Raw genomic sequence first — 15524 nt, 5'->3', positions numbered from 1 at the left:
GTCATTGTCCTCCCTTGGCCCTGCGGCCGTTTTCATCAGCGGACGGCGCTGCCGTCGTCCGTGCCGTCGGCATCCGTGCCCTCAAGTGCGATACGAATATTGTCCGCCTGGTCCGGCTTCAGCAGGCCCCGCCCTTCGGCGCGCCTTGCGGTGGCCCGCGCCATGGCGAGGTACGCCGCGAGGATGTCGCCGCCGGTCCCGCCGTCGTGCTCGCGCAGCGCGCGGGCGTGCGCCTCCACGGTACCGGCGTCGCCCCGCGCCACCGGGCCGGTCAGCGCCGTCTCGCCGGAGGCGAGCGCGTTCTCCAGGGTGGCCCGCAGCAGCGGCCCGAGCACGCGGTCCGGAGCCTCCACACCCACTTCGGCGAGCAGCTGCGACGCCTGCGCCACAAGCGTGACCAGGTGGTTCGAACCGTGAGCAAGTGCCGCGTGGTAGATGGTGCGGTCGCCCTCGGCGATGACCACCGGTTCGGCCCCCATCTCGACGACGAGTGCCTGGGCGATGGGGAGCATGGCGGCGTCCGCCGTGACCCCGAACGTGCAGTCCAGCAGCCGGGTCAGGTCCAGGCTCATGCCGGTGAAGGTCATGGCCGGGTGCAGCGCCAGTGGCACGGCACCGGCCGCCCGGACCGGATGCAGCACACCCACCCCGAAGCGGCCCGACGTGTGTGCCACGAGCTGGCCGGGCTGCCACGCACCGAGCTTGGCGAGCCCCTCCACGAGCCCGCCGAGGGCATCATCCGGAACGGCCAGAAGTACCAGTTCTGCGCGTTCCACGATGTCCTGGATCTCTAGGACGGGAACGCCGGGCAGCAGGGTTTCGGCCCGCTCCCGGCTGGCGTCGGAGACGGCGGAAACCCCGACGACGGCGTGCTCGGCCGCGCGGAGCGCCGCACCGAGGACGGCGCCCACTTTGCCGGCACCGATGATTCCGACGCCGAGGCGTCCTGGCTTAGCCACGTTGCTGGCCTTCCTGTTGGGGTGCTGTGGGGGTGGTGCGGGAGTCCGGGGTGGTGGGGCCCCGCCAGCCGGGTTCCCTGGGCGAGCTTGCGAGCTTAGGGAGCTGCTGGGGAGGCTCAACCAGCGGCGGCTGCTCAACCAGCGGGCCCGCCTGGGCCAACCACTGTTCGCTCGTCTGGCGCCGGCGGGCGGCGCGGGCGCGGGCGGCCTGGGCGTCGAAGAGTGCCTGCGCCTCCCGGATGTCCGCCTGGATGACGCGCGGCGCCACCGGCCCCGTGGTGGTGTGCAGCACGAGATCGGCAAGCCCGAACCGGCGCGCCAGGGGTCCCTGCTGCAGCGCAATCGACTGCGTCCGCTGGTGCGGCACCACCACAAGCTGCCGCCACCACCGGCCCGACCGCATCAGCAGTGCAGTGTCCGTTGCCGCGAAGGCGTTGCGCCGCCATCCCAGCGGCGCCAGCAGCCGCGCCCGGCGCGGCGTGGTGACGAATCCGGCGTCGGAATCCAGCCCGTTCACGCCCTGGTGAAATACGCGCAGCGGATCGGCCGTTCCTGGATCGGGCAGCACGAGGGCCAGCATGTTCAGGACGTCGTCCATCTTTCCCACCGGCAGCAGCGTGGTGCGGGAGCCTCCCTCGCCGTTGTTTGCCCCGGCCCCGTACCCGGCTGCGTTGACCTGCATCCGGTACCAGCCGAAGAGGCGCCACAGCGGCGGCTGGGCCACCTTCAGCGCCTGGATCCGGCCCGGCGGCAGTGTCTGCGCCTGCGTGTCGAGCAGCCCGTACCGGAGCCGGATGCCGTCCGGGGAGATGGCCGCCGTGAAGTTGTAGCCCTTGGTGAACGAGGTCCAGTACGCGGCAATGAGGCCGAGTGCCGCCGGAATCAGGTACAGGAAAAAGGCCCTGTTCTCGGTGAGCGCCGACAGCATCACGGATGCCGCGGCACCCAGGACCACAAAGACGCTCTGCTCGCTGAGCAGGAGCGAACCGACCAGGCGCGACGGCGGGACCTGCAGTACCTGCTGCTCCGGCGCCTCGGGCGCGGCTGCCTCGGGGTGCGCTGGGTCCAGCCGGACTCCCGACGCGCGGGCGAGGATGGTGGCACGCAGCTGCCGGGCGTCGTCGATGCGAAGGTAGGCCAGTCGGACGGCGGATTCGCCGGCGTCGGCAACTTCGAATTTCAGTTCCGCCAGGCCGAAGATCCTGGCGAGAAGCGGCTGGACGATGTCGATGGCCTGGACGCGGTCCAGCCGCGCCTGCCGCTGCTGCTTGAACAGGAAGCCTGTGTTGACCCGGACGTAGCCCTCCGCCACCTGGTACCGGGTGAAGTACCAGGACAGGATGAAGCCCAGGACCGCCAGCACCAGCATCAGTGCCCCGCCGCCCAGGAGCCACGGGGCGCGCCCGGCGATGCGGTCATCAATCAGCGGCTGGCCCTGGAGCATCCGTTCAAAGCTGTCACGCCCAAAGAAGTAGCCGATGGCCGCCAGCGCAACCCAGCCACGTACGAAAGGTGTCGCCGGGTGCACACGCAGCCACTCGCCGTCGGGCTTTCCGGAAGCGAGGCCGCCGGCGCTCACAGCCCGGCCAGCCTGGCTTCGCCGCGCGCCGAGAGCTGTTCCCTGAGCCGGGCGCCTTCCTCGGCGGGAAGCCCGGGAATGCCGGCGTTGGTTCCGGCGGACGCCGTGTGCAGCTTCAGGGTGCAGAGCCCCAGCCCGCGTTCCACCGGGCCGGCGCTGATGTCCACGTACTGCATGCGGCCGTACGGCACCACCATGACGCGCTGGAAGAAGATGCCGCCGCGGATGAGGAGGTCGTCGTCGCGCTCGGCGTAGCCGATGGCGCGCACCTGCCGCGGGATCAGGACCAGGCGCCACAGGGCCAGCAGCAGCATGAAGGCCGGAACGCCGATGGCCAGCCACAGCGGCGGCCACCGCCACCAGCCGAGCCGGACAAACACCAGCGGAAGGCTCAGCACGGCCACCATGACCAGGTTGCCGAGGGCCCACTCCACAAGCCGGACCGTGACGTATTTCGGGGACACGCGCAGCCAGGTGATCCCGGGAGGATCAATCGCCGCGGTAGGCATACTCGCCTTCTCCTTTGGCCTTGCCCCGGCCGTGGCCCGGCAGGCCTTCGCTGGCGTCGGTCTCGCCGTCCTCCGGCGGGATCTTGCAGAAGCGTTCGACGACGAGCCCCACCACGATCATGGCCAGCCCGCCGCCGGCCATCCCGAGGGCGAGCCAGGTGACGTCCAGCCCGCTGCGGATGCTCCAAAACCGCAACTGGTCCAGGAAGATCCCTGCGTGCCAGCCCAGCAGCATCGCGCCCGTGTAGGCGCAGGCCTGGGCGAGGACCAGCGTCCACGCCGCCAGGATGGGGTTCAGCATTTTCTTCTTCTTGCCGTTCCGCCAATGGAGCACGCGGACGCCCAGCACCAGGGTCAGGGCCACAATCACGCCCATGCTGACCAGCGCCGTGGCCGGCAGGACCGGCGTGGCCATGCCGTAACGGACGGTCAGGACGGCAGCGGACCAGCCGGCGATGGCCAGGGCAATGCCCACGACTGCGAGCAGCAGCGGACTCACGGGTTTCAAGGCTGTTCCACCGCCCCGCCGTCGGGCACGCCGTCGAAGTCCCCGAAACCGTCGAACGGCTTCAGGTCCGGGAAGTCGGCGGCCCTGACGGCAAGCTCCCCCACCGGCTGCCCGTTCAGGGTCGCTGAGGGGTCCATCTGGGCCCAGGGGAAGAGCACGAAGGCCCGCACTGCTGCAAACGGGTGGGGCAGGGTGAGCACCGGATCGGAACTCTCGATGTCCCCGTAGACGATGACATCAACGTCGAGCGTGCGCGGACCCCAGTGGACCTCACGCACACGGTGGTGCTTGTTCTCCACCGACTGGCAGTGCTTGAGAAGCTCGAGCGGTTCCAGTGATGTCTCGACCGAAATCACCATGTTGAGGAAGTCCGGCTGCCCGGCGGGGCCGCCGACGGCCTTGGTCTGCACTATCGGTGAGACGGCCAGGAGCCGCACCTCCGGGCGGTCCACAAGGTCCGCCACAGCCTCGGACAGCGTCTCGTTCCGTGCCCCAAGGTTGCTGCCCAGCGCCAGCACCGCGCGCGTGTAGCCGGTCTTGGTCGGTGCCGGCTGCTCATGCAGTGCGGGCGCCGGATTCATGTCCGCTCCCGGTAGACGCTGACGGCGACGTCGCCGAAGGGCACCTCGATGGGCGCCTTCGGCTTGTGCACCGTGATCTCCACGGCCTGGATCCTGAATTCCTTGAGCAGGCCCTCGGCCATCCGCACAGCCAATCCTTCGATCAGGTTCAGGGGCTCGCCGGTGATCCAGTCGGTGATCCGTCCGGCCACCTCACCATAGTGGGCGGTATCGCGGACGTCGTCCGACTCCGCAGCCTGGCTGAAATCCAGGTGCAGCACGGCGTCCACAACAAACGGCTGCCCTTCGCGGCGCTCAAAATCGAACACCCCGTGGTAGCCGGTGGCGGTGACACCGGTCAGCGAGATCCTGTCCATGGCTGTTCTGCTAGGCCTTCCTGGTCAGCGGCCGAGGTCCGGGGCCGCCATGCGGGCGGCCACCTTGACGGCGTCAAGGCTGGGTCCGACGTCGTGCACGCGCACGGCCCAGGCGCCGCGGGCGGCGCTGATGGCGGTGATGGCGGCCGTGGCGGCGTCGCGCTCTTCAGGGAGCGCAGCCTTGCCGGCGACCGTCAGGAGCGTACCCAGGAAGCGCTTGCGGGACGCGCCCACAAGCACCTTGTGGCCCATGGCATCGAGCCGGTTCAGGTTCCGCAGCAGCTCCCAATTCTGCACGTCCGTCTTCGAGAACCCGATGCCCGGGTCCACAATGATCTGCTCGGGCAGGACGCCGGCCGCATACAGCTTGTCGCGGACGCCGTTCAGTTCGGAGACGACGTCGTTCGCGACGTCGTCGTACTCAGTCAGGGAGGTCATTGTCTTGGCATCGCCGCGGCGGTGGGTCAGGACATACGGCACCTTGGCCTTCGCCACGAGCTCGGCCATGCCGGGTTCGATGGTGAGGCCGGAGATGTCGTTGATGATCGCTGCGCCGGCATTCAGCGCGGCTTCGGCGGTGGAGACGTGGGTAGTGTCGATGCTGACCAGCGCGCCGGCCTTCACAAGGGCTTCAATGACAGGCACCACCCGGCGCTGCTCTTCCTCCGGGCTGACTTCCTCAGCGCCGGGGCGGGTGGATTCACCGCCGACGTCGATGATGTCGGCCCCGGCGTAGAACATCCGGAGGCCGGCGGCGATGGCGGTGTCCGCCGTCGCGTGCTTGCCACCGTCGCTGAACGAATCGGGGGTGACGTTGAGGATGCCCATAACGAGCGTGCGGTCTGTGGGCAGGTCGTCGAACTTGGCTGCCGGCCGCGGTTTGCGCAGGATGGGCAGGGGTGATGTTGCGGGGCCGGTTCCAGGTGCTGCAGCTAGGGAATCCATAGTCTGTTTTTTACCTTCCGAGTATGAGGCTCATGGCTTCGGCACGGGTGGCCGGGTCATGAAGTTGCCCGCGAACCGCGCTTGTGACGGTTTTGGCTCCGGGCTTGCGGATGCCGCGCATGGACATGCACATGTGTTCGCATTCCACCACCACGATGGCTCCGCGCGGCTTGAGGAATGTGACCAGCGCTTCAACGATCTGCGTGGTGAGGCGCTCCTGCACCTGCGGGCGGCGGGCGTAGATGTCCACCAGGCGGGCCAGCTTGCTCAGACCCGTCACCCTGCCGTCGTGCGAGGGGATGTACCCCACATGCGCGACGCCGTGGAACGGTACCAGGTGGTGCTCGCAGGTGGAGTAGAACGGGATGTCCTTCACCAGCACCAGTTCCTCGTGGTCGAGGTCGAAGGTGGTGCCGAGCACGCTGCCCGGATCCTGGTGCAGGCCGGCAAACACCTCGGCATAAGCTTTGGCCACACGCTTGGGTGTGTCCTGCAGCCCGCCGCGGTCCGGGTCCTCGCCTATGGCCAGCAGGATCTCCCGCACGGCTGCTTCAATCCGGGGCCTGTCCACCTTGTGGTGGCGGCCCGATCCGCCCGCCGCCGAATGGTCGGCGGTGGCGGTGAGGTCGTCGTCGTCGAAGTGAGTCACACCAAAGAGCTTAGCCGTGGTGGCCGTCTGGTCCGGCTTCCGTTACTCCGCCCTGGAAGGAAGCGTCCTCCGGAACACCCTGGGGGTGCGGCGGAATCGCGTCCAGCGGTTCCTCGAGGCGGGCTTCCTTGGCTTCTTCCTGGGCTTCGCGTTCTGCACGCTCCTGCCGCGACTCCACCGGACCGGCCATGGAGACCGGGCGGGTTTCCTTGGACAGCCATACCTCGCGGAAGTCGCGCTTGCGGATGTCCCGGAAGACGTCGGCGATTTCGAGCTGGTTCAGGGTTTCGCGTTCCAGGAGTTCCAGGGCCAGCCGGTCCAGGACGTCCCGGTTCTCGGTGAGGATGGCGTAGGCCTCGTCGTGGGCCTGGTCGATGAGGCGGCGGACCTCCTCATCCACGATGTAGGCGATCTGGTCGGAGTAGTTCCGCTCGTGGCTGGCGTCGCGGCCGAGGAACGGCTCGCCGCCGCCCTGGCCAAGGCGCACGGCGCCCACGCGCTCGCTCATGCCGTACTGGGTGACCATCTGGCGGGCCGTGGCGGTGGCCTTTTCGATGTCGTTCGAGGCGCCGGTGGACGGATCATGGAAGACGATTTCCTCGGCCACGCGGCCGCCCATAGCGTAGGCCATCTGGTCCAACAGTTCGTTGCGGGTGACTGAGTACTTGTCGTTCTCCGGAACCACCATGGTGTAGCCCAGGGCGCGGCCGCGGGGCAGAATGGTGATCTTGGTGACCGGCGCGGAGTTCCGCAGCGCGGCGGCGACGAGGGCGTGTCCGCCTTCGTGGTACGCGGTGATCTTGCGCTCGTGCTCCTTCATGACGCGGCTGCGCTTCTGCGGGCCGGCCATGACGCGGTCGATGGCTTCGTCCAGTGCGCGGTCGTCAATGAGGTTGGCGTTGGAGCGGGCGGTCAGCAGCGCGGCCTCGTTGAGCACGTTGGCCAGGTCTGCACCCGTGTAGCCGGGGGTCTTCTTGGCCACAGCCTTGAGATCAACGCCCTGAGCGATCGGCTTGCCCTTGGCGTGGACCTGGAGGATCTGGTCGCGGCCGACGAGGTCCGGGGCTTCCACGGAGACCTGCCGGTCGAAGCGGCCGGGGCGGAGCAGCGCCGGGTCCAGGACGTCAGGCCGGTTGGTGGCGGCGATCAGGATGACGTTGGTCTTGACGTCGAAGCCGTCCATTTCGACGAGCAGCTGGTTGAGGGTCTGCTCGCGTTCGTCGTTGCCGCCGCCGATGCCGGCACCGCGGTGACGGCCGACGGCGTCGATCTCATCCACGAAAATGATGGCGGGCGCGTTGGATTTGGCCTGCTCGAACAGGTCGCGGACGCGGGAGGCACCAACACCGACAAACATTTCCACGAAGTCCGAGCCCGAGATGGAAAAGAACGGCACGCCCGCCTCACCTGCGACGGCGCGGGCCAACAGGGTCTTGCCCGTACCCGGAGGGCCGTACAGCAGCACACCCTTGGGGATCTTGGCGCCAACGGCCTGGAACTTGGCAGGCTCTGCAAGGAATTCCTTGATTTCCTGGAGCTCCTCGACGGCCTCGTCAGCACCGGCGACATCCGCGAAGGTCACCTGGGGCATGTCCTTGCTGACCATCTTGGCCTTGGACTTGCCGAACTGCATCACCTTGGAGCCGCCGCCCTGCATGCGGGAGAGCAGGAACCAGAACAGGACACCCAGCAGCAGCACAGGCACCAGCAGCGAGAAGAGCCCCGAGAGCCAGTTGCTCTCGATCGGCTGGTCCGTGTAGCCCTTGGAGGGGTTGGCAGCAGTCACGGCCTTGACGACGTCCGGGCCGCGGTCATTGACGAAGAAAAACTGGACGTTCTTGCCCTTGTCCTGGCCGTCGATGACGAGGTTGTCTTTCAGCACCAGGTCGACGCGGTTTTCGCCGTCGAAGATCTTGGCCTGTTCCACCTTGCCGCTCTGGGCGAGGAGCTCGAGGCCCGGCTGCGTGTCGATGCGCGTCGAGCCGCCCGGAGCCAATGTTGCAAAGGCCAGCAGGAGCATGCCGACCACAACAATGATCCAAATGCCCGGGCCCTTGAAGAAACTCTTAGCTTTCATCTGTTCGGGGGCTGGCCCCGTCCCTCCTGGTAGTGCTGCACGGCGCGAGGACTGCGCGCGTGTGGTGCTGCGTCGTTTCTAGCTATACACCGTCAGGAGTAATTCACGCACGGTGTAATACAAAAGTTCCCTCAGGGCGTAGTGGCTGGTGGGAGCGCGAACGGACGCCTTTGGGCCGGCCCGCCGGCATTTCTGCCCGCTTTCCGGGCAGCCCGGAAAACGTCCCCGCGGAATTGCTGCGCCACGCCACCCATCGCGCCTTGAAAGGGGGCAGAAACGCCCCGGCCACATGGCGGCCGTGCCCTCCACAGGCCGCGCTGCGGCCTCGGTTGTCCACATACTGAGGCCTTCCCAGGACTACTTTTCTGCACCTCCTTAAGCGGCACGCGCCGCCGTCGAACCCGTGTTGTCAGGCTCGACGACGGCGCGGCCGGCGAAGGCGGTGCAAAAAGTGCAGGGCCAGCTTTGGCGGGGGCGTTTACTCGTAAACGTGCGGGGCCAGTGTGCCCACGAAATCCAAGTTGCGGTACTTCTCGGCGTAGTCCAGGCCGTAGCCCACCACGAATTCGTTCGGGATGTCATAGCCGACGTACTTGACGTCGATCTCCACCTTGGCGGCGGTCGGCTTGCGGAAGGCGGTGCAGATTTCCACCGAGGCGGTGCCGCGGGATTCGAGGTTGGTCTTCAGCCAGGACAGGGTGAGGCCGGAGTCGATGATGTCCTCGACGATGAGCACGTCCTTGCCCATCAGGTCCGTGTCGAGGTCCTTGAGGATCCGCACCACGCCGGAGGACTGCGTGCCGGAGCCGTAGGAGGAGACAGCCATCCAGTCCATGGAGACGTGACTGTGGAGTGCCCGCGCCAGGTCGGCCATAACCATGACAGCGCCCTTCAGTACACCGACGATGAGCAGGTCGCGCCCTTCGTAGTCCTTGTCGATCTGGGCCGCGAGCTCGGTGATGCGCTGCTGGATCTGTTCCTTGGTGTAGAGAACGTGCTTGAGGTCTGCCTGGACGTCGGATGAATCCACCAATTGCTCCTGTGTAGATGCGGGTGCGACTATTTGCGGGACGGTTTGTGAAGCCGGAATACAAGCTTCCCACAGCGGGCGGCCTCGCGGGGAACGCCTTCCGTCCCGCTCAGCCCCTGGGCACGCTCCCGATCCTGCAGCTCAGCAAGCGAGAGGCGGTACACGCTGACCCCGCCGGGCAGTTCCACCGGACCGGCCGAGCCCTTCCGCCGCAGCAGTGCTTCCGCCGCCAAAAGGCGCCGGTAGCTGGGCTGTTGACCGCCGACGCCGGCAGCGGCCTTCGCGATCACCCGGAACCTGATGGCCGGGGCCAGTTCAGTCAGCGCAGCCTCCGGGAGGCTGATGTCCGGGCCGTCGTGCTCAACGAGCGAGGCATAAGTGCTGTTGGCCACGTCCTCCAGATAGTCGGCATCCAACTGCAGGATGGCGGCGGTGCGCGCGAGGGACTCGGCAACGCCCGGGCCGAGTTTTTCCTCCAGCACCGGCATGACCTCCATCCTGGTCCGCGAACGTGCGAAGGAGGGGTCGGCGTTGCTGGGATCGTGCCAGGGCTCAAGCTCCTCTGCACGGCAAATCTCCAGGGTGTCCGCCCTGCGCAGACCAAGGAACGGCCGGAGCAGCTTCCCCCGGGCAGGGCGCATCCCGGCCAGGGACCGCGTGCCTGAGCCACGGGCCAGGCCCAGCAGCACCTGCTCCGCCTGGTCATCGAGTGTGTGCCCCAGGAGGATGGCGCCGGCTTCCCACTCCCCTGCCGCCGCCTCGAGTGCAGCATGGCGTGCATCGCGGGCTGCAGCTTCAGGCCCGAAACCGGTGGAGGCGACATCGACAGTGCGGATCTGCACCGGTTCCAGGCCCAGGTCCCGTAGGGTCTCAGCGGTTCTCGCCGCAACATCAGCGGAACCGGGCTGCAGCTGATGGTCCACAACCACCGCGCCTACGGTAACGGGCCGGCCGTCGACATGGCCGCGGCGCGCAAAGTAGGCGGCCACAGCAGCCAGGGCCAGGGAATCGGGGCCGCCGCTGCAGGCCACCATCACGCGTTCGGGATAGCCGGCTTCGGCCAGCGCATCCTGCAGCATTTTCCGTGCCGTGCCGAGCACCGGCGCCAGCCGGCCGGGCCGCCGCCGCCCGCTGGGGACAGGTCCGCCGGGGACAGGTCCGCCGGGAACAGGACCGCTGGCCACGGAGCCGCCTGCAGTGTTGGGGAGGTGTTGCACGAAACCTAGAAACCCATCCTGTCGAGCCAGATCCTGGCGTCGTGGATTTCCTCCTCGGTGGGCAGGTTCGCCGGAGCCTCCCAGACGCGGTTGAAGCCGTCCATCCCGGCCACGTCCACCACGGCTCGGACAAACTTGGCGCCGTCGCTGTACTGCTTCATCTTGGCGTCCAGGCCCAGCAGGCTGCGGATGAACTTCTCGATGACACCCCTGTCCTTGCCACGGGCGTTGAACCGCTGCCGGATGGTCTTCACGGAGGGGACGATGCTGGCGTCCACGGCATCCATCACCACGTTGGCGTGGCCTTCAAGCAGGCTCATGACCGCCGTGAGGCGGGACAGTGAGGCCTTCTCCTCGGGATCCTGCAGGAGATCGAGGATGGCGCCGCGGCCCGGAGTGGAACCGGAGGCGGCACGGTCCTTGAGCGAGCGGGCGGCCGCCGAGGCGCGTTCCATCAGGGAGTCCACGTTGCCCAGCAGGTGCCCGCTGAGGTTGTCGATCTCGTTCAGCATGTGGTGCCGGAGCCACGGTGCCGCAGCGAACTGCACCCGGTGCGTCTGCTCGTGCAGGCACACCCAGAGCCGGAAATCCGTGGGGGTCACATTCAGCTCGCGCTCGACAGAGATGATGTTGGGCGCGACGAGCAGCAGGCGGCCGCCCGACGGCGCCTGCGATCCCTCGGCGAGCGCGGCAAAGGGATCATACTGGCCCAGGACCTTGCTGGAGAGGAATGCGAGCACGGCGCCGAGCTGACTGCCGGTGATGGCGCCGCTGACCGTGGCGGCTCCGGGGCTGATGGTGCCGCGGCGGTTCTCCAGCATCTTTTCGATGGCGGGCTTCAGCATCACCGCGAAGCTTTGCGTGTTGGCCTTCGCCCAGGAGGCGCGGTCCACAACGAGGACGGATGAGTCACGGAGGTCCCGTGCAGCTTCCAGCCCGGTGATGTGGTGGACGTGCGGAACGGAGGCATCTGCCAGTTCCCGCAGCTGGGAGACGGCGTCCCCGATCTCGGTGGGAGTCAGCGACGGACCGGGCGGAGCCAGCCGTGCTGCTGCGGACGCGGCAAGGTCCCAGTTAATGAGGGCCTGGGCAGGGGCGGATGACTGGCTTGCAGTGGACTCCATACGCTCCATCAGAACATACGTGCCTTGCAGCGCGCCTTAAGTTCGCTGACCGGCGAACCGGCAGGGCGCCGGACGGGAAGCCGGCGACAGCCCTAGCTGCAGCCGCAGCCGGCCAGGGCCGTGGCCGCTGTGTCCAGTGCCGGCTTGTTGCCCTGGGCTCCCGGCGTCAGGCCGTTGCCGATGAAGGAGAACACCAGGAGCCTGCCGTCGGCGTCCACCACGTACCCGCTCAGCGCAATGACCGTGTTCAGGGTTCCCGTTTTGGCCCGCACCAGGCCTGCGCCCTCGGCCGTGGATTCATCGATGTATCTGTCGCCGAGCGTGCCCGTCAGCCCCGCCACGGGGAACCCCGCCAGCGCAGCCCTGAGCCGGGGGTCCTTGCCGTTGGTGATGGCGCGAACCACCTCCGAGAACTGGCGGGCGGAAACCTGGTTGGCCAGGGCCAGCCCGGATACATCCGCGGCGAACATCCCATCCGTGGGGATACCCAGCCCGGAGAGCTGCCCAAGAACGGCGGCCCTGGCCGACTCGTTCGTCCCCGGCTGGCCGCCCGCCACAGCTGTCATGCGGCCAAGGGTTTCGGCGAGGTAGTTGTCCGAGGTCTGGAGCATGAGGTCCACCTGCTGGCTGACCGTCGCGGACTGCACCTCGGCGAGGACTTTGGCGTCCGCCGTCGGCTTTCCGTCAAGACGTACGACGGCGGGTGCCACCGTGAGGCCAGCGGCGGCACCTGCCGCTTTGAGGCCGGCAGCGAACGCCTCCCCCGAGGCGATGGCGGAGTCCTGGGGCCGGGGAGCCGTGGTGTCTGCGGGATCAAACCGTGCCGAGTTCAGGGCCAGCGGAAACAGCGGGGCGGTCTCGCCGGCGGCGACGTCATCCGGGCTCCAGGCCGGGTTCAGCGCCGGACCGGTGAAAAGGGAATCATCCACTAGCACCTGGACCTGCCCCTTGAAGCCGCTTTTCCGCAGTGACTCCACAGTCTGTTTGGCCAGCGTGGCGAGCCCGGCATGGCCAAGGACCTTGGACTCGGCGGAATCGCCGGCGCCGAGCAGGACGTCGCCGCCACCCACCAGCACGACGGACCTCGTGGCGGCCGCCGGAGTTGCTCCCGGCGTTTCGGCAACTGGGCCAGCGACCACCTTGGTGCTGAACCGTTCCTCGGGGCCGATCCCCCGCAGCGCGGCCACGGCGGTGAGGAGCTTCATGTTGGATGCCGGGATTCTGTTGGCGGCACCTTCCCGGTCATAAAGGACCTTGCCGGTGAGAGCATCCTGAACAACGGCCGTGAAGGAGCCGCCGCCGTCGGTCTTGAGCACGGGGTCCAGCCGGGCCGCAACATCGGCGGGAACCGGCACCGGTGCGGCGTTGCTGAGCGGATCGATGCCCTGCGGGACGGACAGGCGTTCCGGGACCAGCTGCCAGGCCGGGGTCTGGGCGGGGCCGGCCGTGGACCGGGCCGGGCCGGTGAGCGCGGGGGCAATGAGCATCCCGGCGGGAAGGGCCAGTGCCAGGAGGAGCACCGTGATCAGGAGGGTGGGCCAGCTGCGGACCACTGTGGAAAGCCTGCCGCGGCTGCTGGCCGTGCCCCTGGTGCCGCTCATACTGCTGGTCCTCAAAGTCCTGAAATTACCCCATTAGTTCCTGAAACCTGGGCCTCTCGCTATATCCTCAATAGTAGTCGGCGGCACCGACAGTCCATTTTTGGTTGATCATCGCGTGTGCCGCGAACACCAAGCAATCGTCGAGGAGCATTCCATGAAGCATGACGTGACCATCGAGATCCCCAAGGGATCGCGCGTCAAGTACGAAGTCGACCATGAGACCGGCCGAGTCCGTCTGGACCGTGTCCTCTTCACTTCCATGCAGTACCCCACCCACTACGGCTTCTTCGAGAACACCCTCGGCGAAGACGGTGACCCGCTGGACGCACTGGTGCTCCTGCAGGACTTCGATCTGCACCCGGGCGTCATCGTCGAAGCCCGCCCGATCGGCGTCTTCAACATGACCGACGACGGCGGCGGAGACGCCAAGGTCCTCTGCGTTCCGGCCGACCCGCGGTTCGACCACATCCAGGAAGTCAGCGACGTCAGCGAATTCCTGATCAAGGAAATCGAGCACTTCTTCACCCGTTACAAGGACCTGGAGCCCGGCAAGTGGGTCAAGGCCGAAGGCTGGGCCGACCGTGCTGCTGCCGAAGCCGAACTTGAGGCTTCGATCAAGCGTTACGTGCCCGCAGCGCACTGACCCAACCTCCGACGGCGGCCGGTGCGGTTCCTCGTGGACCGCACCTCCCCACCGCCTCCCTAGCCTCGCTTCGCTCGGCCAGGGAACCCTCGCGGCGTGGGCCCAGCCGTCGTAGTTTCCTGCTGTTTACCCCCGGCGTGAGATCCGTAACGTCCCGTCGGCTCCCAGCTTGCCTCGACGTTGGCACCGGGTAGTCTGATGTCCACCATGTTCACGCTGACTATCAATCAAACAGACAGCCGGCGCGACGGCGACCGGGTCCCGCATCTCCTCAAGGACCTACGGCATATCCCGGCGCGACTGGACTTTGACCGCTCCGTTGAGGACGAGGTGCAGGGAATCGTGGATTGCCCGCACCAGGCGGTGGATGCCGCTCTGATCGCGCTCCGCTGCGGAAGCTGGTATGTGGGGATCGGCGTGGGCCCGGTGAATGAGCCGCTGCCGAACCAGATCAAGGACGCCAGCGGGCACGGCCTCATCTACGCCCGCCGGGCCGTGGACCGCCTCCGCAACAGCAAAGAGCGCATCCCGGTGGCCGTGGAGGGTCCCCTGGCGGACGTGGCAGCCGAGTCCGAGTCTGTGCTCCGTCTGCTGGGCCACATAGTCCGGGACAGGAGCGAGGCCGAGTGGCGCGTGCTTGACCTGATGACCCCCGGAGTGCGCGGCCAGCAGAAGGCCGTGGCCGCCGAACTCGGCATTACCTCCCAGGCTGTCAGCAAGGCTGTGGCCAGGTCGCAGTGGAACGAGGAGCACTCAGCCCGGCCTGCGGCGGCCAGGCTGCTCGCGCTGATTCTCGACGTCCGCTAACCGAGGTTTACAGAAGGCCCCTTACAGGAGGCCGCGCAGCACGTGGGCGGCGCCGTCGTCGTAAACCGACTTGGTGACCTCGTCCGCGGCGGCGACCACTTCCTCCGGGGCCTGCCCCATGGCCACTCCGCGGCCCGCCCAGGCGAGCATCTCGATGTCGTTGCGGCCGTCGCCGATGGCAACCGTGGCGGCGGGATCAACGCCGAGGCGGCTGCGGAGGTTCTCCAGTGCACTGGCCTTGGTGACGCCCGCCGCCGCGATGTCCAGCCACGCGGTCCAGCCGACCGAATAGGTCACACCGGCAAGGCCGATATGTTCGATGGCTTCGTTGAACTCCTCCGGCGTGTTCTCCGCACTGAAGACGACGACGCGGACAGCTGTGGCCTCAAGCATCGTCTGGAAGTCCACGCCGATGGCCTCGACGCCGAAGCTCGCATCCTGGAAGCGCTCTGTGGAGAGGAAGTTCCCGTCCTCGTCCTCCAGCGCGTATTTGGCTGCCGGCAGACGCTTGCGGAGGGCGCGGAGCGCCGGACCCGGATCGAAGGTGGCCTTGTGGATGATGTCGTAGCCGTTGGGCAGTCCGGGGTCCAGGCGCAGCGTCACGCCGCCGTTGCAGCAGACGGCGTAACCGCGGTCCAGGCCGATCTGTTCGATGATGGGGAGCGTGGCGTTGAGCGAACGTCCGGTTGCGATCATTACCTCGTGCCCGGCCGCCACCACAGCCTGCGCGGCGTCGCGGACCGGAGCGGACATGTGGCCGTCGTGGTCCACGAGGGTGCCATCCACGTCCAGGGCGATCATGAGTTTCTGTTGTGCTTCTCGCCGGTCTTCGATGCCGGCGGCTGAGGATTCAGTCAGTGTAGTCATGCTTCCTAGTAGAGCAGACGCCCCTGACACCCAGCTAGGACGCAGAGCACAGCAGCGCGTGAACTCCGGGTA

16 protein-coding genes are annotated in these 15524 nt (G+C 67.6%); 2 read left to right on the top strand and 14 right to left on the bottom strand.

The window, feature by feature from the left end; genetic code table 11:
* Window positions 1-35: 35 nt before the first annotated feature.
* The 13 genes from QFZ23_RS02825 to dacB form a co-directional block, all read right to left on the bottom strand.
* Entirely contained in the window at window positions 36-959 is a 924-nt protein-coding gene (locus QFZ23_RS02825; protein WP_306920424.1) for a Rossmann-like and DUF2520 domain-containing protein, read from the bottom strand.
* Window positions 952-2538 carry a PH domain-containing protein gene (locus QFZ23_RS02820; protein ID WP_306920423.1) on the bottom strand — a complete coding sequence of 529 codons (1587 nt, stop codon included), beginning with the start codon at window positions 2536-2538 and terminating at the stop codon, window positions 952-954. Before QFZ23_RS02820 ends, QFZ23_RS02825 begins: the two co-directional genes overlap by 8 nt.
* Window positions 2535-3047: a PH domain-containing protein gene (locus QFZ23_RS02815; protein WP_306920422.1), complete on the bottom strand. Its 513-nt coding sequence runs from the start codon at window positions 3045-3047 to the stop codon at window positions 2535-2537. Before QFZ23_RS02815 ends, QFZ23_RS02820 begins: the two co-directional genes overlap by 4 nt.
* Window positions 3028-3555 (bottom strand): DUF3180 domain-containing protein, encoded by a 528-nt coding sequence (locus QFZ23_RS02810; protein ID WP_306920421.1) that lies wholly within the window; start codon window positions 3553-3555, stop codon window positions 3028-3030. Before QFZ23_RS02810 ends, QFZ23_RS02815 begins: the two co-directional genes overlap by 20 nt.
* On the bottom strand, window positions 3552-4136 hold the full coding sequence (gene folK / locus QFZ23_RS02805) for a 2-amino-4-hydroxy-6-hydroxymethyldihydropteridine diphosphokinase (protein ID WP_306920420.1): 585 nt from the start codon (window positions 4134-4136) through the stop codon (window positions 3552-3554). Before folK ends, QFZ23_RS02810 begins: the two co-directional genes overlap by 4 nt.
* Window positions 4133-4492 carry a dihydroneopterin aldolase gene (gene folB, locus QFZ23_RS02800; RefSeq protein WP_003799734.1) on the bottom strand — a complete coding sequence of 120 codons (360 nt, stop codon included), beginning with the start codon at window positions 4490-4492 and terminating at the stop codon, window positions 4133-4135. The genes folK and folB overlap by 4 nt, the downstream gene beginning before the upstream one ends.
* A gap of 24 nt (window positions 4493-4516) precedes the next feature.
* Window positions 4517-5437 (bottom strand): dihydropteroate synthase, encoded by a 921-nt coding sequence (folP, locus tag QFZ23_RS02795; protein ID WP_306920419.1) that lies wholly within the window; start codon window positions 5435-5437, stop codon window positions 4517-4519.
* Between the two features lie 10 nt (window positions 5438-5447).
* Window positions 5448-6086, bottom strand: a complete 639-nt coding sequence (gene folE, locus QFZ23_RS02790) for a GTP cyclohydrolase I FolE (protein WP_306920418.1) — start codon at window positions 6084-6086, stop codon at window positions 5448-5450.
* A gap of 10 nt (window positions 6087-6096) precedes the next feature.
* Window positions 6097-8163, bottom strand: coding sequence for an ATP-dependent zinc metalloprotease FtsH (gene ftsH, locus QFZ23_RS02785; protein ID WP_306920417.1), 2067 nt, complete (start codon window positions 8161-8163; stop codon window positions 6097-6099).
* Between the two features lie 478 nt (window positions 8164-8641).
* Window positions 8642-9193 (bottom strand): hypoxanthine phosphoribosyltransferase, encoded by a 552-nt coding sequence (gene hpt / locus QFZ23_RS02780; RefSeq protein WP_111903204.1) that lies wholly within the window; start codon window positions 9191-9193, stop codon window positions 8642-8644.
* Window positions 9194-9222: 29 nt separating this feature from the next.
* Entirely contained in the window at window positions 9223-10272 is a 1050-nt protein-coding gene (gene tilS, locus QFZ23_RS02775) for a tRNA lysidine(34) synthetase TilS (protein ID WP_306926629.1), read from the bottom strand.
* A 143-nt stretch (window positions 10273-10415) separates the two neighbouring features.
* Entirely contained in the window at window positions 10416-11534 is a 1119-nt protein-coding gene (locus QFZ23_RS02770; protein WP_306920416.1) for a zinc-dependent metalloprotease, read from the bottom strand.
* Between the two features lie 92 nt (window positions 11535-11626).
* Window positions 11627-13135, bottom strand: a complete 1509-nt coding sequence (gene dacB, locus QFZ23_RS02765; protein ID WP_306920415.1) for a D-alanyl-D-alanine carboxypeptidase/D-alanyl-D-alanine endopeptidase — start codon at window positions 13133-13135, stop codon at window positions 11627-11629.
* Window positions 13136-13289: 154 nt separating this feature from the next.
* Between dacB and QFZ23_RS02760 the strand changes: the two genes are divergently transcribed.
* Together QFZ23_RS02760 and QFZ23_RS02755 are read left to right on the top strand one after the other, a co-directional pair.
* Window positions 13290-13778 carry an inorganic diphosphatase gene (locus tag QFZ23_RS02760; RefSeq protein ID WP_214968320.1) on the top strand — a complete coding sequence of 163 codons (489 nt, stop codon included), beginning with the start codon at window positions 13290-13292 and terminating at the stop codon, window positions 13776-13778.
* Window positions 13779-13985: 207 nt separating this feature from the next.
* Window positions 13986-14585, top strand: coding sequence for a hypothetical protein (locus QFZ23_RS02755; protein ID WP_306926627.1), 600 nt, complete (start codon window positions 13986-13988; stop codon window positions 14583-14585).
* A 21-nt stretch (window positions 14586-14606) separates the two neighbouring features.
* Here QFZ23_RS02755 and QFZ23_RS02750 read toward each other — a convergent pair whose 3' ends face one another.
* On the bottom strand, window positions 14607-15452 hold the full coding sequence (locus tag QFZ23_RS02750) for an HAD family hydrolase (protein WP_306920414.1): 846 nt from the start codon (window positions 15450-15452) through the stop codon (window positions 14607-14609).
* Window positions 15453-15524 lie beyond the last annotated feature (72 nt).

The sequence above is a fragment of the Arthrobacter globiformis genome (assembly GCF_030818015.1).
GTDB lineage: Bacteria > Actinomycetota > Actinomycetes > Actinomycetales > Micrococcaceae > Arthrobacter > Arthrobacter globiformis_C.
Note: the sequence above shows the minus strand (reverse complement) of the source record. Positions and strands in the feature narration are given on the sequence as shown.